Here is a 23,049-nt window from a genome sequence, read left to right as displayed (position 1 = left end):
CCAAGGGGGCGGAGGAGCGCAAACGCGGTCCGCCCCGGGCTCAGGCATTGAGCTTGTCGATCTGCTCGCGGATTTTCTCCGGCTCGCTGTAGCGCAGGATCTTGCGCACCTGGGGCGCGATCTCGGCCACTTCGCTCTTCAGCACGTGCTGCTTCACTTCCAGGATCTGGGAGGGATGCATGGAGAAGACACGCAGGCCCATGCCCAGCAACAGCCGGGTCATGGCCGGATCGCCGGCCAGCTCGCCGCAGACGGACACCGGCAGGCCGGCCTTCTCGCCGCTGTAGATGGTGTGGGCCACCAGCATCAGCACCGCCGGATGCAGGGGATCGTAGAGCTGGGAGACGGTCTCGTCGGAACGGTCGATGGCCAGGGCGTACTGGATCAGGTCGTTGGTGCCGATGGAGAGGAAATCCAGGCGCCGCAGGAACATGCCGATGGCCAGGGCGGCGGCGGGAATCTCGATCATGCCGCCCACCTCGATGCCCTCGTCGAAGCCGATCTTCTGTTCCCGCAGGCTCTGCTTGGCCGCCTGCACCGCCGCCAGGGTGGCGTCGATCTCGTGGGCGTGGGCCAGCATGGGAATGAGGATCTTCACCTTGCCGTACTTGGAGGCCCGCAGGATGGCCCGCAGCTGGGTGCGGAACATCTTCGGCTCGGCCAGCTGCAGGCGGATGGCGCGCAGGCCCAGGGCCGGGTTGGTCTTGACCCGGTCCATGGCGTCCAGGGCCTTGTCGGCCCCCAGGTCGAAGGTGCGGATGGTCACCGGCTTGCCTTCCATGCCCTTGACCACCTTGCGGTAGGCCTCGAACTGCTCGTCCTCGGTGGGCATGTCGCCCCGGTTGAGGAAGAGGAATTCGGTGCGGAACAGGCCGATGCCGTCGGCGCCGGCGGTGCGGGCCGCCTCCACGTCCTCCGGCAGTTCGATGTTGGCGTACATCAGCACATCCACCCCGTCCAGGGTGGTGGCCTTCATGGTCTTGAGGCGCTTCAGCTTGGAGCGTTCCAGCTCCAGTTCGCTCTTGCGCAGCCGGTACTCTTCCAGCACCCGCTCGTCCGGATTGACGATGACCACGCCCCGGGTGCCGTCGATGATCAGCAGTTCCCCGTCCCGGATCAGGTCCCGGGCCCGGTGCAGGCCGACGATGGAGGGGATGGCCATGGAACGGGCCAGGATGGCGGTGTGGGAGGTGGCGCCGCCCACGTCGGTGATGAAGGAGGCGAAACGCTGCTCCTTGAAGCCGATGGTATCGGCGGGGGAAAGGTCGTGGGCGACGATGATCTGGTCCGTCGTCTCCTTGCCGCCCTTGCGCGCCCGCAGGGCGGAGCGGCCGGGATGGCCCATCAGCACCTTGACCACCCGCTCCACCACCTGCACCACGTCGGCCTTGCGCTCCCGCAGGTAGGCGTCGTCGATGGCGTCGAACTGGGCCACCAGGCGCTCCATCTGCTGCACCACGGCCCACTCGGCGTTGCAGCGGCGTTCCCGGATGATCTGCTTGGGCACTTCCGACAGCTCCGGGTCGGCCAGGATCATGCCGTGCAGGTCCACGAAAGCCCGCAGCTCGGCCGGGGCGTTGCCCTTGCTGGCTTCCAGCTTGAGCTGTTCCAGTTCGGCCTGCACCGCCAGGATGGCGGCCTCGAAACGCAGCACTTCCTTGTCGGCCATGCGCGGGCCGATGGTCAGGTGGGCCACCTCCAGGGTGGCGTGGGACATGAGCTGGGCCACCCCGATGGCAATGCCGCCGGAAACGCCAAGGCCGTGGATGGTGAAGCTCATGTCGGTCTCCCGAGGTGTTGTTCTGATTATGCCGCCCGCGGGCGGACTGGCTTGGGGCCGCGACGCCGTGCCGGCGTCATGGCGGGAATCACTCCCCTTCGCCGAATTTGTCGGCAATCAGGGCCAGGAGTTCCTGCAGGGCCTGCTCCGCATCCGGACCGCTGGTCTCGACGCTGACCGTGGAACCCTTGCCGGCGGCCAGCATCATCACCCCCATGATGCTCTTGGCGTTGATGCGACGGCCGTTGCGCTCCATCCACACCTCGCTCTTGAAGCGGCCGGCGAGCTGGGTCAGCTTGGCCGAGGCCCGGGCGTGCAGGCCCAGCTTGTTGGTGATTTCCGCGTCGGCACGGCAGGTCTGGCTCATGCATTACTCCTTTCAGGGCTCACCCGGGCTCAGGGCAGGGGAGCGGAACATTCGGTGGCGGCGGTGAGGGCCTTGTCCCGCAGCGCCTCCAGGGGCAGCTGGCGGTAATTGACGGCCCGCAGCAGCATGGGCAGGCTGACCCCGGCGGCGCCGGCGACCCGGCCCGGCTGCAGCAGCTCCCGGGACAGGTTGGCCGGGGTGGCGCCGAACAGGTCGGTCAGCAGCAATACCCCGTCGCCGCTGTCGAGATCGGCCACCCGGGCCTGGGCCTGGGCCAGGAAATCCTCCCGCGCCTCGTCATGGCCGGCGCGCAGGCTGGCCACCCTTTCCTCCGTCAGATTGCGGCCGAGGACGTGGGAAGCGGCGCCGATGAGGGCGGGGCCGATGTCGCCGTGGGCGATGATCAAGATGCCAACTGTCATTCTAGCTTAAGGTCCTGCCTGGAAATCAAAGCCTGGCGCCGAAGACGGGCAGGCCAACAAGGAGAGGCAGAGCTGGCGCGGCAATGGCGGCATGCCAGGCTGGAACGATTATCCGGTGCGGTCCGGCGGCCGGCAACCGTTAACGGTCGGCTTTCCGCCCGGCGACCGCCGGGGCCGGAGCGGCCTCTCCCCTGCAAAACTAGGGAGATATTACCGTTGCCGGCTTCACTCCGTCTGCCCATTTCAGCCGCTCGGCCAGACCTTTGGTCACCTGGATGGCGCCGCTGCCGTCCACCCGCAGGGCCTGGCTGACGCCGGTGGCCTGGGCCAGGCGCTGCCAGTCGGCGGCGCCGGCGATGAAGAGGGGCTTGGAGAGGGCGTCGGAAAGGGTGCCGGCCTGGGGCCCGGGAGGGATGAGCACGGTCACCGCCTGGGTGCCCTGGGCCGGCCAGCCCCGGCGCGGATCGATGAGGTGGCTGTAGCGCTGGCCGCCCACCTCGAAATAGCGCTGGTAGTCGCCGGAGGTGCCGACCGCCTCGCCGTCCTTCAGTTCCAGGCTGGCCATGGGGCCCGGCTGGCGCGGATGCTGGATGCCCACCCGCCAGGGATCGCCGTTCTTCTCGCCCAGGGCCAGCACGTTGCCGCCGATGTTGATGAGGGCGTTGTGGATGCCCCGGGCCTTGAGGATGGCGGCGGCCCGGTCCAGGGCCACGCCCTTGAGATAGCCGCCCAGGTCGATGGCCACCGAGGGATTGCTGCAGGCCACCCGCTCGCCCTTGAAGCTCAGGTCCCGCAGGGAAGGGCGGGCGGCGGCGAGGAAGGAGGCCCGGTTGGGATCGGGCAGGGCCGGCTTGAACTCGTCGGCGTGGAAACCCCACAGCTCCACCAGGCGGCCGATGGCCGGGTCGAACAGCCACTGGCCCCGGGCGGCGATGGCCTGGGAATCCTGCAGCAACTGGCGCAGTTCGGCCGAGACCTTGAGGCTCTTGCCGGCGGCGATGGCATCGTTGAGGGCGGTCAGCTCGGACGGCTGCCAGGCGTGGTAGGCCCGGTGCAGCCGGTCGAATTCCTGCAGCACTTCACCCACCGCCGCCCGCGCCTGGGGCTCCGGGGTACCGGCCACCAGCACCTCGACCCGGGTGCCGAAGACATAGGCTTCCTGCTGGGTCAGGGGGACCTTGCTGCAGGCGGAAAGAAGGGAAAGCAGGACGGCGACGAACAGGGGTGCTACGAACCGCATGCGTGCTCCAGGGCGGTGATGAAGGCGCCGGCCACATCGAAGCCGGTCTGCTGTTGGATCTCCACCATGCAGGTGGGGCTGGTGACGTTGATTTCCGTGAGCCAGTCGCCGATCACGTCCAGGCCCACCAGGAACAGGCCCCGGGCCGCCAGGACGGGGCCCAGGCTCTCGGCGATCTGCCGGTCCCGGGGCGACAGCTCCTGGGCCACGCCAGTGCCGCCCACGGCCAGGTTGCCGCGGGTCTCGCCGGCCTTGGGGATGCGGGCCAGGGCGTAGGGCACGGGCTTGCCGTTGATCAGCAGGATGCGCTTGTCGCCGTGGCTGATCTCGGGAATGAAGCGCTGGGCCATGACTGTGCGCTGGCCCAGCTGGGTCAGCACCTCGATGATGACGTTGCGGTTGGGCTCGTTGCGATGGACGCGGAAGATGGAGCTGCCGCCCATGCCGTCCAGGGGCTTCATCACCACGTCCCGCTGGGCGTCGATGAAGGCCTGCAGGGCGTGGCTGTCCCGGGTCACCAGGGCCGGCACGGTGAACTGGGGGAATTCGGCGGTGGCGAACTTCTCCGAATGGTCCCGCAGGGCCCGGGGCTTGTTGAAAATGCGCGCCCCTTCCGCCTCGGCCCGCTCCAACAGCCAGGTGGCGGCGACGTATTCGACATCGAAGGGCGGGTCCTTGCGCATCACCACCGCATCGAAATCCTTCAGGGCCAGGCTCTCCCGGCCCGTCTCCCGGTACCAGTCGTGGTCGTCGGGCCGGGTATGCACGCGCAGGGCCTGGCCCCGCACGCCGCCTTCCTGGCTCCAGGCCAGGCTGTCCACCTGCAGGGCCCAGGCCTCGTGGCCGTGGCGCTCGGCGGCCCGCATCATGGCCACGGATGAATCCTTGTAGGCCTTGAGCTGGTCCAGGGGATCGACGATGAAGGCAATGCGCATGGAAAGTCCTGAAAGAGGTGGGCAGCGGAGGCGAGCCCTGTCACAGAGGCGAAAACGCCGGGATGGTTCCCGGCATCGCTCGCCGGGCCGTCGCCCCGGACAAGGACATCAGGCCGCCGGCGCGGTGTTTTCCAGTTCCACGGACGCTGCCAGCAGGGCCAGGCGGGCCACCACTCCGTAGGCGTAGAAGCGGTTGGGCGGGGCATCCGGGGCCAGGGCGTGCTCGGGCTGGTTGCAACAGGTCTCGAAGGCCAGGGGCTCGAAGTGCATGCCCGGGGCGTTGAGGTTTTCGTCCTTGGCGCGGCCGCTGTGCACCCGGTAGAAGCCGCCGACCACATAGCGGTCGATCATGTACACCACCGGCTCGGCGACGCCGTCGTTGATGCTCTCGAAGGTATGCACCCCTTCCTGGATGATCACCTCGGACACTTCCAGGCCTTCCTTGACCACGCTCATCTTGTTGCGCTGCTTGCGGTTGAGGCCGGTGACCTCGGAGGCGTCCTTCACCGTCATGACGCCCATGCCGTAGGTGCCGGCATCGGCCTTGACCACCACGTAGGGCGTCTCGGTGACGCCGTATTCCTTGTACTTCTCGCGGATGCGGGCCAGCAGCATGTCCACCTGGGCGGCCAGGCAGTCCTCGCCCTGGCGCTCATGGAAGTTGATCTGGTTGCACACGGCGAAATAGGGATTGATGCGCCAGGGGTCCAGCCCCAAATGGGCGGCGAAGTCGGTGGCCACCTGGTCGTAGGCGGCGAAGTGGTGGGACTTGCGGCGCACCGCCCAGCCGGCGTGCAGGGGCGGCAGCAGGAACTGCTCGTTGAGGTTCTGCAGGATGGCCGGGGCGCCGGCGGAAAGGTCGTTGTTGAGCAGGATGGCGCAGGGATCGAAGTCCTTCAGACCGAGCCGGTACTGGGTCCGCACCAGGGGCTCCAGCACCAGGCTGTGGCCGTTGGGCAGTTCCAGGGTGGTGGGCTCGGTGATCTCCGGCAGCAGGGTGCCGATGCGCACGTTGAGGCCGGTCTGGCGCAGGATGGTGGCCAGCTGGGCCACGTTCATCAGGTAGAACTGGTTGCGCGTGTGGTTCTCGGGGATGAGCAGCAGGTTGCGGGCATCGGGACAGATTTTCTCGATGGCCGACATGGTGGCATGCACGCACAGGGGCAGGAAGGCCGGATTCAGGTTGTTGAAGCCGCCGGGGAAGAGGTTGGTATCCACCGGGGCCAGCTTGAAGCCGTTGTTGCGCAGGTCCACCGAGCCGTAGAAGGGCGGGGTGTGCTCCTGCCACTGGCTGCGCAGCCATTGTTCGATGCGGGTACTGTCGTCGAGGAAGCGTTTTTCCAGGTCCAGCAGGGGGCCGGTGAGGGCGGTGGTGAGATGGGGAACCATGGGGAGCTGTCTCCGGGTCGGCGGAACGCCGCTGTGGTTGAGACGGCCTATGTTACCAAAACGGGGCGCCCCGCCGCCCCGACGGCTTTCCCTTAGTCTATCGATCGCCCCACCGCCCCGGGAACGCCTGGTATTTCATGAGATAATGAAATGGTAATTTTCCGGCCCCCTCCATGTCTTCCGCCAGCGTCCATGCCAGCCTCTTGCCCCATCTCACCCGCCGCCGCCTGTTGCTGGCCGCCGGTGCGGCGCTGCTCGCCGGTTGCGGAGGCCGGCAACAGCTGGCACCCCTGCGCCTGGGCAGCAACGAATGGCCCGGCTACGCGCCCCTGCACCTGGCCCGGGAACGGGGCTACTGGGGCGATGCCCCGCTCCGCCTGTACGAGCTGACCTCCTCCTCCGAAGTCCTGCGGGCCCTGCGCAACGGCGCCCTGGACGGCGCCGCCCTCACCGGCGACGAGGCCCTCAGCCTGCTGGCGGACAAGGTGGAAGTGCGCGTCGTCCTGGCGCTGGACATCTCCCACGGCGGCGATGCCCTGGTGGCCCGCCCCGACATCCGCCGCTTGGCGGACCTCAAAGGCCGCCGCATCGGCGTGGAGAACCAGGCCCTCGGCGCCTACATGCTGACCCGGGCCCTGGCCCAGGGTGGCCTGGCCCCGGCCGACGTCTCGGTGGTACCCCTGACCGTGGATACCCACATCAATGCCTACATCGCCGGCGCCGTGGATGCGGTAGTGACCTTCGAACCGGTGCTCTCCCGCCTGCAGGCCATGGGCGCCCACCAGCTTTTCTCCAGTCGCCAGACCCCGGGCGAGATCTTCGACCTGCTGGTGGTGCGGGAGGAGGCCTACCGGCAGCACCGGGCGACCCTGAAGGCCCTCAGCCAGGCCTGGTTCCGCGTTCTCGACGAATTCAAGGCGGCCCCGGCCGAGGTCGCCGCCGCCCTGGGCCGCCGCACCCAGAGCAGCGGCCCCGAACTGCTCAAGGCCCTGGACGGGCTGGTCCTGCCCGACCGCCAGGAGAACCTCAACCTGCTCACCGGCCCCACGCCGGCCATCGCCGCGCCTCTGCAACGGCTGGCCACCCTGATGCAGGAACGCCAGCTGCTCAGCCACGGGGTCGCCCCCCTGCGCCTGCTGCCGGCGGATCTGGCGGAGGTGCTGGCGCCATGAAGCCCGCTCCCCCCATCCACCAGCTGCCAGCCCCCTTCCGCCTGAAGCGGCTGCTGCCGGTGGTGCTGCTGCTGTCCGCCATCCTGGCCTCCCTCTACGTGGCCCAGCACTGGTACCAGCACGCCAGCCAGCGCATCGAGCAGGAAAGCCGGGAAACCGTGGGCGTCCTCATGCGCCAGCTGCAGGACATCCTCTCCGAGCGCCTGGTGCTGGACAACCTGTCCCAGGCCAAGGCCCGCCTCTCGGCCACCGCCCTGCATCCCCGCATCAACACCCTGATCCTGGCCGACGAGCAGCACCAGGTCATCTTCGCCAACCGCTACCTGTGGCAAGGGGAGGAAGCGGCCCGGGTCAGCGGCTACCGGCCGCGGGAAGCGGACGAGGCCATGGGCCGGGACCAGCACCACGTCGAGCTGAACGAGGCAGGCACCGTGCTCAGCGGCTACTTCCCCCTGGTGCTCGACCTCACCCACGGCTCCCTGCGCGGTCTCAAGCACGGCACCCTGTATGTCGAATTCGACATGACGGCGCCCCTGGCCGCCGCCCGCAGCGAAGCGGTGGAGGAGTCCCTGAAGACCGGCGCCCTGGCCGTGCTCGGCGCCCTGCTGCTGTCCCTGCTGCTGGACCTGTGGGTGACCCGCCGCCTGCAGCGCATCTCCGCCGCCGCCCGGCGCCTGGGCGAGGGCCATCTGAACGAGCGCATCGACATGGCCGGGGACGACGAAATCGCCACCCTGGCGCGCCAGTTCGACGAAACCGCCGCCAGCCTGGCGCGCAAGCAGGATGCCCTGCAGCAGGCCGACGCCCAGCTGCAGGAACACGTGCAGTTCATGCACACCATGATCGAGGCCATCCCCAGCCCCCTTTTCTACAAGGACGCCCAGGGCCGCTACCTGGGCTGCAACGAGGCCTTCCTCGCCTATCTCGGCAAGGAGCGCCACGAGCTGCTGGGCAAAAGCGTGTACGACCTAGCGCCGCAGGAACTGGCCGACGTCTACGCCGCCGCCGACCGCCAGCTGTTCGACAACCCGGGCAAGCAGGTCTACGAAAGCCAGGCCTGCTACGCCGACGGCAGCAAGCGCGACGTGATCTACAACAAAGCCACCTTCATGGACGCCGAAGGGCGGGTTGCCGGCCTGGTGGGGGTGATGGTGGACATCACCGAGCGCAAGCGCCAGGAAGAGGAACTGCGCCTGGCGGCCAAGGTGTTCGACACCTCCAACGAAGCCTTCCTCGTCACCGACGCCGACAACAACATTCTTTCGGTGAACCGGGCCTTCTGCGAAACCACCGGCTACAGCGCCGAAGAGGTGCTGGGGCGCAATCCCCGCCTGCTCTCCTCGGGCCACCACGACAAGACCTTCTACCGCCAGATGTGGGAGGCCCTCAACAGCCAGGGCTACTGGCAGGGCGAAATCTACGACCGGCGCAAGAGCGGCGAGATCTACCCGAAGTGGACCCGCATCAACGTGGTCAAGGACGACCAGGGCCGGGTGGTGAACCATGTCGCCGTCTTCTCCGACATCTCGGACCGCAAGGCCCTGGAGGAACGCCTGCAGTTCCTCGCTCAGCACGACCACCTGACCGGCCTGCCCAACCGCAACCTGCTGCGCCTGCGCCTGGAACAGGCGGTGGAATCGGCCATGGAGCGGGGCGCCGGCGGCATCAACCCGGTGGCCCTGCTGCTGCTGGACCTGGACCACTTCAAGACCATCAACGACTCCCTCGGCCACCACGCCGGCGACCAGCTGCTGCGCACCGTGGTCAAGCGCCTGAAGAACATCCTGCGGGAAAGCAGCACCCTGTGCCGCCAGGGCGGTGACGAGTTCCTCATCGTCCTGCCCCAGGCCCAGGATCTGGCCCGGGTCTCCCGGGCCGCCGAGACGGTGCTGGCCGCCCTGGCCACCCCCTTCGAGGTGGACGGCCACCCCCTGAGCATCACCGGCAGCATCGGCATCAGCCTGGCCCCGGACGACGGCAGCGATTTCGACACCCTGCTGAAGAAGGCCGATACGGCCCTGGTGCATGCCAAGCAGAGCGGCCGCAACGCCTACCGCTTCTTCACCGAGGCCATGAACGTCAGCACCCTGGAACGCCTGACCCTGCAACAACGCCTGCACCAGGCCCTGGAGCGGCAGGAGCTGGTGCTCTACTACCAGCCCCAGCTGGACCTGGCCAGCGGCCGGGTGGTGGGGGTAGAGGCCCTGCTGCGCTGGCGCACGCCGGAAGGCCTGGTGCCCCCGGGCAAGTTCATTCCCCTGGCGGAAGAGACGGGCCTGATCGTGCCCATGGGCGCCTGGGTGATCCAGGAAGCCTGTCGCCAGGCCCGGACCTGGCTCGATGCCGGCCTGCCGCCCATGACCATGGCGGTGAACCTGTCGGCCCTGCAGTTCCACCGGGACAACCTGCTGATCACCGTCGGCGACGCCCTCAGCGCCGCCAGCCTGCCCGCCGCCAGCCTGGAGCTGGAACTGACCGAATCCATCCTGATCCAGGATGCGGAGGCCACCCTGGCCACCCTCAAGGCCATGAACGCCATGGGCGTGCTGCTCTCCATCGACGATTTCGGCACCGGCTATTCCAGCCTGGCCTACCTGAAGCGCTTCACGGTGGACAAGCTGAAGATCGACCAGAGCTTCGTGCGCGACATCACCAGCGACGGCGACAGCGCCGCCATCGTCCGCGCCGTGGTGCAAATGGCCTCCAGCCTGAAGCTGAAGACCATCGCCGAAGGGGTCGAAACCGAATCCCAGGCCGCCGCCCTGCGCGCCACCGGCTGCGACGAAGTCCAGGGCTACCTCTACGCCCGCCCCATGCCGGCGGCGGAATGCGAGGCCTACCTGCGCGGCAAGGCCTGACACCCTGGCCGCTGCCTAGCGGCTCAGGCGGAGTGGTAGGCCAGCCAGAAGGATTCCCGGCAGACGTTCTCGAAGACCTGGCGGGCGGGATGGATGGGATTTTCAGGGGCGCTGGCCAGCACTTCGTAGGTGATCCAGCATTCGGCACAGGCCAGGGCGGCGGGGAAATCGTCTTCCTCCACCGTGCGGCGGATCACGGCGCCGTCGGCGAACTGCCAGGTCGCCACCTCCCGGCGCACCTCGACACCCTGGTCCAGCCATTGCGTGCGTTCGACGCTGCACTGGCCGGCCGGCTCCCCGGCCTGGCCCAGCATGACCCGCACGTAGGGCGCCAGGGCCCGCCCCGGCGATGCCATCTCAGGCGGCTCCGGGCTGCCACGCGAAGGGGGCGAAGGCCTGGGGCAGCAGGGCCTGCTCCAGGGCCCGCTGGGCAAAGAGGAAGCGGCCGTCGCAGACGAAACCCTGGGCTTCCCAGTCCACGGCGTTGAGCATGTCGCACAGCACCTGCACATCCACCGTCGGGTCGTGGGGGAAGAGGGCCAGCACGGCGCCGTCGTAATAGCGGCAAGGATGGAGGAAGAAGGGCCGGCCCACCCGGGTCTTGCCGTTCACATAGATGCGCGGGCCGTCGCTGAGGTGGCAGCTGCGCCCCCACTTCCACCAGTTGCTCTCGTCGAAGCGGCGGATGCGGCGCTGGATCAGGCGTTCCCGGTGGGGTTCGAGCAGGGGATGGCGCACATCGTAGATCATGCGGCGGGTCTGGCCGGTGCGGGCGGTGCGGGCGCAGACGAAATCCTGGTTGCCGTGCTCGGCCGAGGCGTACAGGTCGTCGGCCCCGGAAACGGCGCCCACCTTGACGTAGAACACGTCCCGCAGGCGCACCGGGCAAGGCTCCCGGGTGAAGGCCAGGTGGCCGCCGCTGCACTGGAAATGGCGCTCTTCCACCTGCCCCCCCGCCTCGTAGCGGGTGCGGCGGGAAAAGTCGCCTTTCTCGAAGCGCCAGATGACGCAGTTGGGGGTGGCCCCGGGGAAGACCCGGGCGTCGCCCAGGTCGATGAAGTCGGTGATGCTGCCGGCGGCGTGGAGCAGCCGGTTCATGCCGACGGCGGAGGTGGCCTTGAGGAAATCCCGGGGCGTGATGAAGATCAGCTCGCCGCCGGGCGCCAGGTGGCGCAGGCACTTTTCGATGAAGAACAGGTAGAGGTTGGAGCGGCCGTCGAAATGGTCCAGGCTGAGGCGGGCCCGGGTCGGGGCCGGAATGTCCTGGAAGCGGACGTAGGGCGGATTGCCGATGATGGTGTGAAACTGCTCGCTCACCGGGTAGGCGAAGAAATCCATGACCGTGGCCCCAGCCTGCGCATGGCGCCCGTCCACCTCGATGCCGACGGCCCCCGGCAGGCGGGCCAGGAAGGCGCCGTCGCCGCAGGCCGGCTCCAGCACCCGTCCCGCATTGCGGCGCAGGGCCAGCATGCGGGTGACGATGTCGGGCGGGGTGAAGACCTGGCCCAGACGGATGATGTCGTGGGCAAGGGCAACGGGAGGGGCAACGGGTTCTGCGCATTCGGCCATGGGCGCCAGTTTACCCTATGGCAGGGGCCCCATTCGCTGCCTTCGCCGGGTAAAAGCTGCCCAAAACGGGAAAAAACCTTTAAAATTCACGCCCCTGATCTTGATCATTAGGTCGGACTGGATTTCAGACCCGTTTTTTCGAGGCTGGCCTGAGCCGGTTTAACCTTGTTTTTCCAACCATTTGAGTCAAGCCTGCTTGACCGGAGAAAACCATGGCCGCTACCGCCAACCGTACCCGCCGTTCCACCCTGGAACGCCGCTGCCTGTCCAAGGCCGCCAAGCGCCTGTTCCGCAACAGCCCCAAGGCTGTGCGCAAGGCCGTCTACGCCGCTGAAGGCCACGCCCGTAACAAGCCGATCCTCGGCGCCAAGTAAGTCCCCGCGACTTACCTGACGAGGGCGGCGACAAGCCGCCCTCTGTCTTTCCGTCGTCCGCTTTCGTCGCGCTTTACGCCGCTATCGCCGTTCCCGCTTTTCGTCGCAGTTCGTTTTTCCAGGATCGTCCATGCTCGTCGCCGCCAATATCACCATGCAGTTCGGGGCCAAACCCCTGTTCGAGAACGTCAACGTCAAGTTCGGCGAAGGCTTCCGCTACGGCCTCATCGGCGCCAACGGGGCGGGCAAGTCCACCTTCATGAAGATCCTCTGCGGCGCCCTGGAAGCTTCCGGCGGCAATGTCTCCAAGGACAAGCATGAGCGCATGGCCTACCTGAAGCAGGACCAGTTCGCCTACGAGGACATGCGGGTGCTGGACGTGGTGCTGATGGGCCACGAGGAAATGTGGGCCTGCATGAGCGAGAAGGACGCCATCTACGCCAATCCGGAGGCGACGGAAGAGGACTACATGAAGGCGGCCGAGCTGGAAGGCAAGTTCGCCGAGTACGACGGCTACACCGCCGAATCCCGGGCCGGCGAACTGCTCCTGGGCGTCGGCATCCCGGTGGACAAGCACAACGGCCCCATGCGCGAAGTCGCCCCGGGCTGGAAGCTGCGGGTGCTGCTGGCCCAGGCCCTGTTCGCCAACCCGGACATCCTGCTGCTGGACGAGCCCACTAACAACCTGGACATCAACACCATCCGCTGGCTGGAAGACGTGCTCAACGAGCGCAACTCCACCATGGTGATCATCTCCCACGACCGCCACTTCCTGAACCAGGTGTGCACCCACATGGCGGATCTGGACTACGGCAAGATCACCATCTACCCGGGCAACTACGACGACTTCATGGAGGCCTCCAGCCAGGCCCGCGAGCGCCAGCAGAACGCCAATGCCAAGGCCAAGGAACGGGTGGCCGAGCTGCAGGAATTCGTGCGCCGCTTCTCCGCCAACAAGTCCAAGGCCAAGCAGGCCACCTCCCGCCTGAAGCTGATCGACAAGATCAAGCCGGAAGACGTGAAGCCCTCTTCCCGCCAGTACCCGTGGATCCGCTTCGACTTCGACGAGAAGGACAAGCTGCACCGTCTGGCGGTGGAGATCGAGAACCTCAACTTCGGCTACGACGCCGCCAAGCCCCTGTTCAAGAACTTCACCTGCAACATCGAGGCCGGCGACAAGATCGCCGTCATCGGCGAAAACGGCGTCGGCAAGACCACCTTCTTGAAGCTGCTGATGGGCCAGCTGCAGCCCTCCTACGGCACCATCAAGTGGGCCGAGAAGGCCAAGCCCGGCTACTACGCCCAGGACCACGCCAGCGACTTCGCCGAGGACAAGAGCCTGACCGACTGGATCACCGAATTCGTGCGCCAGGGCGGCTACGAGGGCGGCGACGTGGAAACCCTGATCCGCGGCACCCTGGGCCGGCTGCTGTTCTCCGGCGACGAGGTGAAGAAGTCGGTGAAGGTGATTTCCGGCGGCGAACAGGGCCGCATGCTGTTCGGCAAGCTGATGCTGCTGCACTCCAACGTGCTGCTGCTGGACGAGCCCACCAACCACCTGGACATGGAATCCATCGAATCCCTCAACACCGCCCTGGACCTGTTCAAGGGCACCCTGGTGTTCGTCTCCCACGACCGGGAATTCGTCTCCTCCCTGGCCACCCGCATCATCGAAATCAAGGCGGACGGCATCGTGGACTACAAGGGCACCTACGAGGAATACCTCTCCAGCCAGGGCATCGAGTAAAGGCACCACCGCCGCCCACAAGGGCAGCCCCAAGCTCAAGAAGGGACGGGCATCCCCGGCATGGCGTGCCGGAGATGCCCGTCCCTTCTGCTTTCCAGAGCACCCGTCTTCCGCCTCCGGCACCGCCGGCGGCAAACCGGAGGCGACAAAAAAGGCGCGGTCCCGGCCGCGCCTTTTGCTGGGTAACTGGCTGCGTCAGCAGCCGTATCCCTACTTGCCCTGCAACTGCTTCTGCCGGGCCTCCCAGGCGGCGCGCTCGACGGCCCGCTGCTTTTCCTTGGCTTCCCGCTCCGCCTTCTTCTCCGCCACCCGCTTGTCCCGCTCGGCGACGCGCTGGGCCACTTCCTCTTCCGGGGTCGCCGTGCTGCGGGGGGGACGGTCCTGCTGCTTGGCGTTGAGGCGCTCGGCCCGGGCCTTGGCCTCGGCGGCGGTCTGGGCGCGACCGGCGGCCTCTTCCTGGACCTTGGCCTGCTGCCGCTTCTGCCGGTCGGCGGCGGCCTTGGCCTGCTCGGCCCGGTAGCGCTCGGCCTCGGCCTGCTGCTCCGCCGCCCGGGTCGGGGCTTCGGCGGCACGACGGGCTTCCCGGGTGGCCAGCACCCGGTTGTTCACCTCGCGCTGCAGGGTGTTGGCCTGGACTTCGATGGCGCGGGCCTTCTGGATCACCGTCACCCGGCGGGCCTTGGCCTCGTCGATGCAGGCGGTGACCAGCACCTTCTGCCAGCACACCTTCTCGTCGGCGATGAACTGCTGCTCGGCCCCGGCCCGAATGTCCTCGGCCTCGGCCTTCATGGCCTTGACCTGGGCTTCCAGGCGGGTCTTTTCGGCATCGTCGATGGGCGCCAGGGTCTGGGCCCAGAGGGGGGCGGCAACGGCGGCGGCGAGGAGGAAAAAGGCGGAACGGCGCATGGCGAAGGCTGGGGAAACGCGGGGGAGGGCAGTATAACCGGCTTCAGGCCGGCATCCAGGTACGCATGTCGATACCCCACTGCTCCGGGTTTTCGTGGCCGAGGATGCGGTCCTGGCTGAGGCTCAGGTCCACCTCCTCGGGCGGCAGGTAGTAGCGCTTCTCGGCATGGTAGAAAACCTTGACCCGGGGCAGCAGCAGCTTTTCCGCGTTCTGCTCCAGCACCACCCCCAGGCGGCCGCTCTCCAGGCGCACCAGGGAACCGGTGGGGTAGATGCCGATGCTGCGGATGAAGGCCTGCACCAGTTCCGGGTTGAAGTGGAACTGGCTCCATTCCAGCAGGCGGCGCAGGGCCTCGGTGGCGGGCATGCCCTTGTGGTACACCCGGTTGGAGGTGATGGCGTCGTACACGTCCACCACCGCCCCCATCTGGCCGTAGAGGCTGATCTGGTCGCCCTTGTACTTGTTCGGGTAGCCGGTGCCGTCGAAGCGCTCGTGGTGTTCGGCGGCCACGTCCAGGGCGATCTGGCTGATGCCCGGGGTGTGCAGCAGGATGATCTTGCTCTGCACCACGTGGTTCTTCATCTTGTCGAACTCGGCGTCGGTCAGCTTGGCCGGCTTGTTGAGGATGGACTCGGGCACCTGGGCCTTGCCCACGTCGTGCAGCAGGCCGCCGATGGCGATTTCCTTGATGGTGTCCCTGGGCAGGTTGAGGGTGCGGGCGAAGGCCACCAGCAGGGCGCACACCGACACCGAATGGAGGAAGGTGTAGTCGTCGTGGGTCTTCAGGCGGGAAAGGGGAATCAGGGCGTCCTGGTGGCGGAAGATGGAATCCACCATGTTCTCCACCATGGGCTCCACCTTTTCCATCTCGATCTGCTTGCCCAGGCGGATGTCGCCCATCATGTCGCGGACGATGCGGTGGGCCTCGTTGTGCAGCTTGCGGGCCCGGTGCATCTCCTCGGCCAGGGCCACGCTGCGCAGCGGCGCCGGCTCCTCCTCGGCGATGGCCTCCAGGCGCTGGTGCAGTTCCCGGGTGGTTTCCTCGCTGGTGGGGGCATGGGCCACGTCCAGGCCCTTGGCGGTGTCGATATAGACCTCGTGCACCCCGGTCTCCCGCACCTTGCGCAGGTCGGCCTCGTCGTGCACGGCAAAACTGTTGCGCAGGAAGTTGTGGTCCAGCCAGCCCATGTTGAGGTCGTGGATGAACATGCCTGGCTTCAGTTCGGCGATGGCGATTTTCTTGATCATCGAGGCAGGTCGGGCAGGGATTGATCGGACACCACAGACCAATTATGCCTTCAAGCGGCAACGGCGGGCAGCGTACAATGCGGCCTTTCCTCCGTCCTGGGGCAATCCCTGCTGCCAGGCCGCTTTCACGCCAGTTTGCCCCATGATCAGTCTCCGCAACCTCACCTTCGCCCGCGCCGGCCAGCCCCTGGTCAGCGACGCCAGCCTGCAGCTCCATCCCGGATACAAGGTGGGCCTCACCGGCGGCAACGGCTGCGGCAAGTCCTCCTTCTTCGCCCTTTTCAGCGGCGCCCTGCACGCCGAGAGCGGCGACCTGGACCTCCCGGCCAGCTGGGTCATCGCCCACGTGGCCCAGGAGACGCCCTCCCTGCCGGACCCGGCCCTGGAATTCACCCTGGACGGGGACCGGGAGCTGCGCCAGGTGGAAGCCGACCTCAAGGCGGCGGAAGCGGCCCACGACGGCGAGCGCATCGCCGCCCTGCATGCCCGCTACGGCGAGATCGGCGGTTACGGGGCCAAGGCCCGGGCGGCCGAACTGCTGCACGGCCTGGGCTTCACCGATGCCGACTTCGCCCGGCCGGTGAAGGAATTCTCCGGCGGCTGGCGCGTCCGTCTCAACCTGGCGCGGGCCCTGATGTGCCGCTCCGACCTGCTGCTGCTGGACGAGCCCACCAACCACCTGGACCTGGATGCGGTGCTGTGGCTGGAAGGCTGGCTGAAGAGCTACCGCGGCACCCTGCTGATGATCTCCCACGACCGGGACTTCCTCGACGCCGTGGTCAGCCACATCCTGCACATCGAGCAGGGCAGGATGAAGCTCTACAGCGGTCACTACTCGGCCTTCGAGCGCCAGCGGGCCGAGCAGCTGGCCCTGCAGCAGGGCATGTTCGAGAAACAGCAACGGGAGCGGGCCCATCTGCAGCGCTTCATCGAGCGCTTCAAGGCCAAGGCCACCAAGGCCAAGCAGGCCCAGAGCCGGGTCAAGGCCCTGGCCCGCATGGAGGAGGTGGCGGCAGCCCACGTCGATACGCCCTTCACCTTCCGCTTCCGCGACCCCGTGGCCAGCCCCGATCCCCTGCTGACCCTGACCCACGCCCGGGCCGGCTATGGCGACAAGGTCATCCTCGACCAGGTGGAACTGACCCTGCGCCCCGGCGAGCGCATCGCCCTGCTGGGCCGCAACGGCGCCGGCAAGTCCACCCTGGTCAAGCTGCTGGCCGGCCGCCTGGCGCCCCTGGCCGGCGAGTACAAGGAAGGCAAGGGCCTGGCCATCGGCTACTTCGCCCAGCACCAGGTGGACGAACTGCGCCCCGAGGAATCGCCCCTGCAGCACATGGTGCGCCTGGCCCCCACCACCCGGGAGCAGGAGCTGCGCGACTACCTGGGCGGCTTCGACTTCCGCGGCGACATGGCCACCCGGCCCTGCGGCCCCTTCTCCGGCGGCGAAAAATCCCGCCTGGCCCTGGCCCTGCTGATCTGGCACCGGCCCAACCTGCTGCTGCTGGACGAGCCCACCAACCACCTGGACCTGGAGATGCGCGAGGCCCTCACCCTGGCCCTGCAGGAATACGAGGGCGGGGTGGTGCTGGTCTCCCACGACCGCCACCTGCTGCGCACCACCGCCGACAGCCTGTGGCTGGTGGCCGACGGCAAGGCCGCCCCCTTCGACGGCGACCTGGACGAGTACGCCGCCTGGCTGGCCCAGCAGCAGAAGGAAGAGAAGGCGGACACGGTCAAGGAGGCCAGCAAGGAGGAACGGCGCCAGCAGCGGGAGGACGACAAGGCCGCCCGCCAGGCCCTGCTGGCCAGGCGCCGGCCCCTGGTGAAGGAAATCGACACCCTGGAAAAACGCCTGGCCGCCTGGCAGGGGGAACTGAAGCTGCTGGAGCAGCGCCTCTCCGACCCCGGCCTCTACGCCAACCCGGACCCGGCCCTGCTGGAACCCCTGGTCAAGCGCCAGGCCGAGTTGACCCGGGACATCGGCGCCGCCGAGGAGCGCTGGCTGGAAGCCCAGGACGAGCTGGAACAATTGCCCGTTCCCGAGTGATGCCCTAACATCGGCCGTGGGCGCCGCCCGGGACATAACAACCGATCAAGGGGAAGGAGGGGCATGGGACATCTGCTGCGACACTGGTCGCTACTCCTGCTGCTCCTGCCCGCCACCCTGCTGCAGGCCCAGGAAGCCCGCCCCCTGCTGTTCGGGGTCCTGCCCTATCTCAGCACCCGCATCCTCATCACCACCTATTCGCCCCTCGCCGCCTACCTGGAGCAACGCCTGGGGCGGCCGGTGAGCCTGCAGACCGCCCCCGATTTCGACACCTTCACCAGCCGCGCCTTCGCCGGCGAGTACGACCTGCTGCTGATCGCCCCCCACTACGCTCGGCTGGCGGAAGTGGATTACGGCTACATCCCCCTGCTGCGTCATCGCAACGACATCCGCTGCTACCTGATGGTGCCCCGGGAGCAGCCCCTGGCCTCCCTGGAGCAGCTGCGGGGCCAGACCGTGGCCATCCACGAGCGCAGCGCCATGGTGCCCATGCTCGGCCTCAACTGGCTGGCGGAAAAGGGCCTGGTGGCGGAACGGGATTTCCGCGTGGTGGAAAACGTCACCCAGAGCAGCGCCCTGCAAAGCGTGGTCAGCGGCAAGGCCCGGGCCGCCATCGTCTCCCATTCCACCGTGGCCCAGGCCCCGGCCGACCTGCGGGAAGCCACCCGCATCGCCGGCGAATGCCCGTCCGCCCCGGGCCTGGCCCTGATGGCCCACAACCGGCTGCCGCCGGCCGAGCGCCAGCGCATCAAGGAAGTCCTCAACGCCTTCGAGCAGACGCCGGAGGGCAAGGTCTTTTTCGACATCAGCACCCACGGCGGCTACCGGGAGCCGACCCCGGCCGATGCCCGGCTGATGGACAAGGTGCTGCCGGAAACCCGCCGGCTGCTGAAGAAATAGGATGGGCATGGGCTGGCTGCATACGCTGCGGGGCAAGCTGATCGTGTCCACCATCCTGGTGGAGGCGGTCATCATCGGCGCCGTGCTGTGGAACGGCCTGCGCCTGACCGAGGCCCACCTGCTGGAGCAGTTCGACCTGCGGCGCAAGGAAACCACCCTGCTGCTCGACGCCGCCCTGGCACCGGCCATGGCCCAGCGGGACTACGCCGCCGTCAGCGACATCCTGCAGGCGACCCAGGCCATCAACAGCATCGACTACCTGGTCATGTTCGACAACGACGGCCAGATCATCGCCACCGCCAACTGGGACCGCCGCCGGCCCCTGCCGGCCACCGACAATCCGGCCCGCCTGCTGGACGGGAACGGGCTGCAGAATTTCGACCTGCGCATTCCCATGAGCATCGGCGGCCGCCAGTTTGGCGAGCTGCAATACGGCCTCGACCTCGGCTTCCTGCGCCAGGCCCGGGACGAACTGCAGCGCCAGACCATGCTCATCGCCATCAGCGGGCTCCTGCTATCGGCCCTGGTGCTGGCCTCCATCGGTCTCTGGCTGACCCGCCACCTGAACCGCCTGACCCAGGCCAGCCGCCGCCTGGCCCGGGGCGCCACCTTCCAGACCCTGCCCGACAGTGCCGACGACGACGTCGGCGCCCTGACCCGGGCCTTCAACCAGATGGGCGGCGCCCTGGCCGCCCGGGTGGGGGAGCTGCTGGCCTCGGAACGGGAACAGCGCCAGCTGGCCGCCACCCTTTCCGCCGAACAGGCCCGCCTGCACGCCCTGCTGTCCTCCATGCGCCTGGGTCTGCTGTTCGTCTCCCCCGAGGGGCGGGTGGTCTATGCCAACCCGGCCTTCCGCCAGCTGTGGCGCCTGGAGGAGGACGACACCCCGGCGGGCATGACTCTGGGCGACCTGGTGCAGCGCATCGCCAGCGACCCCCAGCGCCTGCCGGACCCCTACCAGCGGGAACACCTGTTCCTCGACGACGGCCTGCAATGGGAGCTGCGCCAGTCCGACGAACGCCTGCTGACCCAGACCAGCGTGGCGGTGCCGGCCGCCTCCGGACAGACCGAGGAAGGGGAGAGCCGGCTGTGGATTTTCGAGGACATCACCCATGAGCGGCAGACCGCCGACCGGCTGCTGTTCATGGCCGAGCGGGACCCCCTCACCGGCCTCTACAACCGCAGCCGCTTCGAGGGCGAGCTGCAGCGGCTGGCGGTGCAGCTCGAGCGGGATACCTCGGTGCGGGCGGCCCTGCTGTATTTCGACCTGGACGAATTCAAGACGGTGAACGACAGCTTCGGCCACCGGGCCGGGGACGCGGTGCTGCTGCGCATCGCCGGCGAGGTGGGGCAGCTGCTGCGGGGCAACGAGATGTTCGCCCGCCTCGGCGGCGACGAATTCGCCGTGGTGGCCCCGGGCGCCGACCTGGCGGCGGCCCAGACCCTGGCCCAGCGCATCATCAGCGCCGTCGCCGCCCTGGGCTTCGAGTTCGAGGGCACCAAGGTGCGCCTCACCTCCAGCCTGGGCATCGCCCTGCTGCCGGAGCACGCCCGGCGGCCCGAGGAGTGGGTGGCCCGGGCCGACATCGCCATGTACGCCGCCAAGCACGCCGGCAAGAACGGCTGGCGCGTCTTCCGCGAGGAACTGGGGCAGTCCGCCTACATGCTGGCCCAGCTGTCCTGGGCCGAGCGCATCCAGGCGGCCCTGGAGCAGGACCTGTTCGAGCTGCACTTCCAGGGCATCTACACCACCGGCACCCCGGTGCTCTCCCACCTGGAAGTGCTGCTGCGCATGAAGGACCCGGAACACCCGGGCCAGTACCTGATGCCGGGCGAATTCATCCCGGCGGCGGAACGCAACGGCCGCATCCTGGACATCGACCGCTGGGTGCTGGCCGCCGGCATCCGCACCCTGGCCCGGCGCACCGACCTGCCGGGCCTGGCCATCAACATCTCGGGCCGCTCCTTCGACGACCCGGGTCTGCCCGACTACATCACCGGCCTGCTGGAAACCCACCGGGTGGCGCCCCAGCGCCTGCTGGTGGAGCTGACGGAAACGGCCGCCCTCTCCAACATGGCCGACACCCAGCGCTTCATCAGCCACATCCGCAGCATGGGCGGCTCGGTCTGCCTGGACGATTTCGGCGTCGGCTTTTCCTCCTTCGCCTACCTCAAGCACCTGGACGCCGACGTCATCAAGATCGACGGCATGTTCATCCGCAACCTGGTGCAAAGCCGTGAGGACCAGGTATTCGTTCGGGCCATCATCGAAGTGGCCCGGGGCCTGGGCAAGAAGACGGTGGCCGAGTTCGTCGAGGACCGGGCCACCTACCTGCTGCTGGGCGAACTGGGGGTGGACCTGGCCCAGGGCTACCACCTCTCCCGGCCCCGCCCCGAACTGCCGGACCCGGCGGCCCCGCCGGCCGCTGCCTGAGCGCTCCGGCCCGTCATCCACGGCCGGTCGGCGGGGCGTCGGAACGGTGCCCCTTCTGCTAAAATCCTGGCTTTTGCGTCCTCAGCCAAGGAGTTTTCCGTGCAGATCGTTTGTCTTGACCTCGAAGGTGTGCTCGTTCCCGAAATCTGGATCGAATTCGCCGAACGCACGGGTATCCCCGAGCTGCGCCGCACCACCCGGGAAGAGCCGAACTACGACGTGCTGATGCAGTACCGCCTGGGCATCCTCAAGCAGCACGGCCTGGGCCTGCCGGACATCCAGAAGGTCATCGCCGAAATGGGCCCCCTGCCCGGCGCCAAGGAATTCGTCGAGTGGCTGCGCCCCCGCTTCCAGGTGGTGATCCTCTCCGACACCTTCTACGAATTCGCCATGCCCCTGATGCAGCAGCTGGGCTTCCCCACCCTGTTCTGCCACAAGCTGGAAGCGGACGCCCAGGGCTTCCTGGTGAACTACCACCTGCGCATGCCCAACCAGAAGCAGGAAGCGGTGAAGCGCTTCAAGGAACTGAACTTCAAGGTGATCGCCTCCGGCGACTCCTACAACGACACCACCATGCTCGGCGAAGCCCATGCCGGCATCCTCTTCTGCCCGCCGGAAAACGTCATCCGCGAGTTCCCTCAGTTCCCGGTGGTGAAGGATTACGAAGCCCTCAAGGGCGAGATCCTCAAGGCCAGCGAACGCATCTAAGGCCATCATGCATCGCCAGCGCTACTACACCCTGACCGCCTCCTGCCCCGACCGGGTGGGCATCGTCGCCAAGGTTTCCGGTTTCTTCGCCGCCCACCAGGGCTGGATTCTCGAAACCGCCCTCCACGCCGACGACACGGCGGGCCGCTACTTCATGCGCATCGAGGTGCGGGCCGACTCCCTGCCCTTCCACCTGGCCGAGCTGCGGGAGCGCTTCCGCCCCGTCGCCGAGGAACTGGGCATGGAGTGGAAGATCAGCGACAGCGCCGTGAAAAAGCGCGTGGTGGTGCTGGTTTCCAAGCAGGAGCACTGCCTCTACGACCTGCTCTCCCGCTGGCAGTCCAAGGAACTGGACATCGAGATTCCCTGCATCATCTCCAACCACGACACCTTCCGCGGTTTCGTCGAGTGGCACGGCATCCCCTTCCACCACATCCCGGTGACGGCGGACAACAAGGCTGCCGCCTACGCCGAAATCCAGCGCCTGTACGAGGAAGTGAAGGGCGACACCATGGTGCTGGCCCGCTACATGCAGATCCTCTCGCCCGAGCTGTGCGCCGCCTATCCGGGGCAGATCCTCAACATCCACCACAGCTTCCTGCCCAGCTTCGTCGGCGCCAAGCCCTACCACCAGGCCTATGAACGGGGCGTCAAGCTGATCGGCGCCACCTGCCACTACGTCACCGCCGACCTGGACCAGGGCCCCATCATCGACCAGGACGTGATCCGCATCGATCACTCCGACTCGGTGGAGGACATGGTGCGCTACGGCAAGGACATCGAAAAAACCGTGCTGGCCCGGGGCCTGCGCTACCACCTGGAAGACCGGGTGCTGGTGCACGGCAACAAGACGGTGGTGTTCCGCTGAACCGGGGTCGTTCCCGGACATGAAAAGGGCGCCGCGGCGCCCTTTTTCTTTGCCGCCGGGGCCGCTGCAGGCAGATGGCCGGAA

The 23,049-nt window shown here is 67.7% G+C and carries 19 protein-coding genes; 9 read left to right on the top strand and 10 right to left on the bottom strand.

Features of this window, described 5'->3' with window-relative positions:
- Positions 1 to 40: 40 nt before the first annotated feature.
- The 6 genes from ptsP to gshA form a co-directional block, all read right to left on the bottom strand.
- The gene (ptsP, locus tag ACLSSQ_RS00720; RefSeq protein WP_014235852.1) at positions 41 to 1,780 is read right to left on the bottom strand and encodes a phosphoenolpyruvate--protein phosphotransferase; all 1,740 of its coding nucleotides are present in this window, start codon (positions 1,778 to 1,780) and stop codon (positions 41 to 43) included.
- 88 nt (positions 1,781 to 1,868) lie between these two features.
- Positions 1,869 to 2,147 (bottom strand): HPr family phosphocarrier protein, encoded by a 279-nt coding sequence (locus ACLSSQ_RS00715; protein WP_014235853.1) that lies wholly within the window; start codon positions 2,145 to 2,147, stop codon positions 1,869 to 1,871.
- Between the two features lie 29 nt (positions 2,148 to 2,176).
- Complete coding sequence (locus ACLSSQ_RS00710; RefSeq protein WP_416243505.1) at positions 2,177 to 2,569, bottom strand: PTS sugar transporter subunit IIA; 393 nt, start codon at positions 2,567 to 2,569, stop codon at positions 2,177 to 2,179.
- Between the two features lie 199 nt (positions 2,570 to 2,768).
- Complete coding sequence (locus ACLSSQ_RS00705; protein ID WP_130459678.1) at positions 2,769 to 3,809, bottom strand: FAD:protein FMN transferase; 1,041 nt, start codon at positions 3,807 to 3,809, stop codon at positions 2,769 to 2,771.
- Positions 3,797 to 4,744 carry a glutathione synthase gene (gene gshB / locus ACLSSQ_RS00700; RefSeq protein WP_416243504.1) on the bottom strand — a complete coding sequence of 316 codons (948 nt, stop codon included), beginning with the start codon at positions 4,742 to 4,744 and terminating at the stop codon, positions 3,797 to 3,799. Before gshB ends, ACLSSQ_RS00705 begins: the two co-directional genes overlap by 13 nt.
- A 108-nt stretch (positions 4,745 to 4,852) precedes the next feature.
- Positions 4,853 to 6,133, bottom strand: a complete 1,281-nt coding sequence (gshA, locus tag ACLSSQ_RS00695; protein ID WP_014235857.1) for a glutamate--cysteine ligase — start codon at positions 6,131 to 6,133, stop codon at positions 4,853 to 4,855.
- Between the two features lie 173 nt (positions 6,134 to 6,306).
- On the opposite strand from gshA, the gene ACLSSQ_RS00690 reads away from it, so the two are divergent.
- Both ACLSSQ_RS00690 and ACLSSQ_RS00685 read left to right on the top strand, forming a co-directional pair.
- Complete coding sequence (locus ACLSSQ_RS00690; protein ID WP_416243503.1) at positions 6,307 to 7,305, top strand: ABC transporter substrate-binding protein; 999 nt, start codon at positions 6,307 to 6,309, stop codon at positions 7,303 to 7,305.
- A complete protein-coding gene (locus ACLSSQ_RS00685; RefSeq protein ID WP_416243502.1) occupies positions 7,302 to 10,163 on the top strand; it encodes an EAL domain-containing protein in 2,862 nt (953 codons plus the stop codon). The genes ACLSSQ_RS00690 and ACLSSQ_RS00685 overlap by 4 nt, the downstream gene beginning before the upstream one ends.
- Positions 10,164 to 10,186: 23 nt before the next feature.
- On the opposite strand, the gene ACLSSQ_RS00680 is transcribed toward ACLSSQ_RS00685, so the two are convergent.
- The gene (locus ACLSSQ_RS00680; RefSeq protein ID WP_416243501.1) at positions 10,187 to 10,519 is read right to left on the bottom strand and encodes a hypothetical protein; all 333 of its coding nucleotides are present in this window, start codon (positions 10,517 to 10,519) and stop codon (positions 10,187 to 10,189) included.
- Position 10,520: 1 nt separating this feature from the next.
- Positions 10,521 to 11,732 (bottom strand): Eco57I restriction-modification methylase domain-containing protein, encoded by a 1,212-nt coding sequence (locus tag ACLSSQ_RS00675; protein ID WP_416243500.1) that lies wholly within the window; start codon positions 11,730 to 11,732, stop codon positions 10,521 to 10,523.
- Positions 11,733 to 11,944: 212 nt separating this feature from the next.
- On the opposite strand from ACLSSQ_RS00675, the gene ACLSSQ_RS00670 reads away from it, so the two are divergent.
- The gene (locus ACLSSQ_RS00670) at positions 11,945 to 12,106 is read left to right on the top strand and encodes a hypothetical protein (protein WP_014235862.1); all 162 of its coding nucleotides are present in this window, start codon (positions 11,945 to 11,947) and stop codon (positions 12,104 to 12,106) included.
- Between the two features lie 130 nt (positions 12,107 to 12,236).
- Positions 12,237 to 13,853, top strand: a complete 1,617-nt coding sequence (locus ACLSSQ_RS00665) for an ABC-F family ATPase (protein ID WP_416243499.1) — start codon at positions 12,237 to 12,239, stop codon at positions 13,851 to 13,853.
- A 210-nt stretch (positions 13,854 to 14,063) separates the two neighbouring features.
- On the opposite strand, the gene ACLSSQ_RS00660 is transcribed toward ACLSSQ_RS00665, so the two are convergent.
- Both ACLSSQ_RS00660 and ACLSSQ_RS00655 read right to left on the bottom strand, forming a co-directional pair.
- Complete coding sequence (locus ACLSSQ_RS00660; RefSeq protein ID WP_416243498.1) at positions 14,064 to 14,759, bottom strand: hypothetical protein; 696 nt, start codon at positions 14,757 to 14,759, stop codon at positions 14,064 to 14,066.
- Positions 14,760 to 14,802: 43 nt separating this feature from the next.
- Positions 14,803 to 16,008 carry an HD-GYP domain-containing protein gene (locus ACLSSQ_RS00655; protein WP_130459671.1) on the bottom strand — a complete coding sequence of 402 codons (1,206 nt, stop codon included), beginning with the start codon at positions 16,006 to 16,008 and terminating at the stop codon, positions 14,803 to 14,805.
- Between the two features lie 142 nt (positions 16,009 to 16,150).
- Between ACLSSQ_RS00655 and ACLSSQ_RS00650 the strand changes: the two genes are divergently transcribed.
- The 5 genes from ACLSSQ_RS00650 (at position 16,151) to purU (ending at position 22,965) form a co-directional block, all read left to right on the top strand.
- Positions 16,151 to 18,055: an ATP-binding cassette domain-containing protein gene (locus tag ACLSSQ_RS00650; RefSeq protein ID WP_416243497.1), complete on the top strand. Its 1,905-nt coding sequence runs from the start codon at positions 16,151 to 16,153 to the stop codon at positions 18,053 to 18,055.
- A 63-nt stretch (positions 18,056 to 18,118) separates the two neighbouring features.
- Positions 18,119 to 18,955, top strand: coding sequence for a phosphate/phosphite/phosphonate ABC transporter substrate-binding protein (locus ACLSSQ_RS00645; protein ID WP_416243496.1), 837 nt, complete (start codon positions 18,119 to 18,121; stop codon positions 18,953 to 18,955).
- Positions 18,956 to 18,962: 7 nt separating this feature from the next.
- Positions 18,963 to 21,389 (top strand): EAL domain-containing protein, encoded by a 2,427-nt coding sequence (locus tag ACLSSQ_RS00640; protein ID WP_287874643.1) that lies wholly within the window; start codon positions 18,963 to 18,965, stop codon positions 21,387 to 21,389.
- Between the two features lie 99 nt (positions 21,390 to 21,488).
- Positions 21,489 to 22,097: a bifunctional phosphoserine phosphatase/homoserine phosphotransferase ThrH gene (gene thrH, locus ACLSSQ_RS00635; protein WP_014235871.1), complete on the top strand. Its 609-nt coding sequence runs from the start codon at positions 21,489 to 21,491 to the stop codon at positions 22,095 to 22,097.
- Positions 22,098 to 22,104: 7 nt separating this feature from the next.
- Positions 22,105 to 22,965 carry a formyltetrahydrofolate deformylase gene (purU, locus tag ACLSSQ_RS00630; RefSeq protein WP_014235872.1) on the top strand — a complete coding sequence of 287 codons (861 nt, stop codon included), beginning with the start codon at positions 22,105 to 22,107 and terminating at the stop codon, positions 22,963 to 22,965.
- Positions 22,966 to 23,049: the final 84 nt, after the last annotated feature.

This window comes from Azospira sp. APE16 (assembly GCF_047901315.1).
In the GTDB taxonomy this organism is placed as follows: Bacteria; Pseudomonadota; Gammaproteobacteria; order Burkholderiales; family Rhodocyclaceae; genus Azospira; species Azospira oryzae.
This window is presented reverse-complemented; position numbering and strand designations above follow the sequence as displayed.

Excerpts from the sequence above, each read along its gene's own strand:
- ACLSSQ_RS00640 (WP_287874643.1), top strand. The coding sequence starts at position 18,963 with ATGGGCTGGCTGCATACGCTGCGGGGCAAGCTGATCGTGTCCACCATC.
- ACLSSQ_RS00645 (WP_416243496.1), top strand. The coding sequence starts at position 18,119 with ATGGGACATCTGCTGCGACACTGGTCGCTACTCCTGCTGCTCCTGCCC.
- ACLSSQ_RS00650 (WP_416243497.1), top strand. The coding sequence starts at position 16,151 with ATGATCAGTCTCCGCAACCTCACCTTCGCCCGCGCCGGCCAGCCCCTG.
- ACLSSQ_RS00665 (WP_416243499.1), top strand. The coding sequence starts at position 12,237 with ATGCTCGTCGCCGCCAATATCACCATGCAGTTCGGGGCCAAACCCCTG.
- ACLSSQ_RS00680 (WP_416243501.1), bottom strand. The coding sequence starts at position 10,519 with ATGGCATCGCCGGGGCGGGCCCTGGCGCCCTACGTGCGGGTCATGCTG.
- ACLSSQ_RS00705 (WP_130459678.1), bottom strand. The coding sequence starts at position 3,809 with ATGCGGTTCGTAGCACCCCTGTTCGTCGCCGTCCTGCTTTCCCTTCTT.
- ACLSSQ_RS00675 (WP_416243500.1), bottom strand. The coding sequence starts at position 11,732 with ATGGCCGAATGCGCAGAACCCGTTGCCCCTCCCGTTGCCCTTGCCCAC.
- gshA (WP_014235857.1), bottom strand. The coding sequence starts at position 6,133 with ATGGTTCCCCATCTCACCACCGCCCTCACCGGCCCCCTGCTGGACCTG.
- purU (WP_014235872.1), top strand. The coding sequence starts at position 22,105 with ATGCATCGCCAGCGCTACTACACCCTGACCGCCTCCTGCCCCGACCGG.
- ACLSSQ_RS00670 (WP_014235862.1), top strand. The coding sequence starts at position 11,945 with ATGGCCGCTACCGCCAACCGTACCCGCCGTTCCACCCTGGAACGCCGC.
- gshB (WP_416243504.1), bottom strand. The coding sequence starts at position 4,744 with ATGCGCATTGCCTTCATCGTCGATCCCCTGGACCAGCTCAAGGCCTAC.
- ACLSSQ_RS00655 (WP_130459671.1), bottom strand. The coding sequence starts at position 16,008 with ATGATCAAGAAAATCGCCATCGCCGAACTGAAGCCAGGCATGTTCATC.
- ACLSSQ_RS00690 (WP_416243503.1), top strand. The coding sequence starts at position 6,307 with ATGTCTTCCGCCAGCGTCCATGCCAGCCTCTTGCCCCATCTCACCCGC.
- ACLSSQ_RS00685 (WP_416243502.1), top strand. The coding sequence starts at position 7,302 with ATGAAGCCCGCTCCCCCCATCCACCAGCTGCCAGCCCCCTTCCGCCTG.
- ACLSSQ_RS00710 (WP_416243505.1), bottom strand. The coding sequence starts at position 2,569 with ATGACAGTTGGCATCTTGATCATCGCCCACGGCGACATCGGCCCCGCC.
- ACLSSQ_RS00660 (WP_416243498.1), bottom strand. The coding sequence starts at position 14,759 with ATGCGCCGTTCCGCCTTTTTCCTCCTCGCCGCCGCCGTTGCCGCCCCC.
- ptsP (WP_014235852.1), bottom strand. The coding sequence starts at position 1,780 with ATGAGCTTCACCATCCACGGCCTTGGCGTTTCCGGCGGCATTGCCATC.
- ACLSSQ_RS00715 (WP_014235853.1), bottom strand. The coding sequence starts at position 2,147 with ATGAGCCAGACCTGCCGTGCCGACGCGGAAATCACCAACAAGCTGGGC.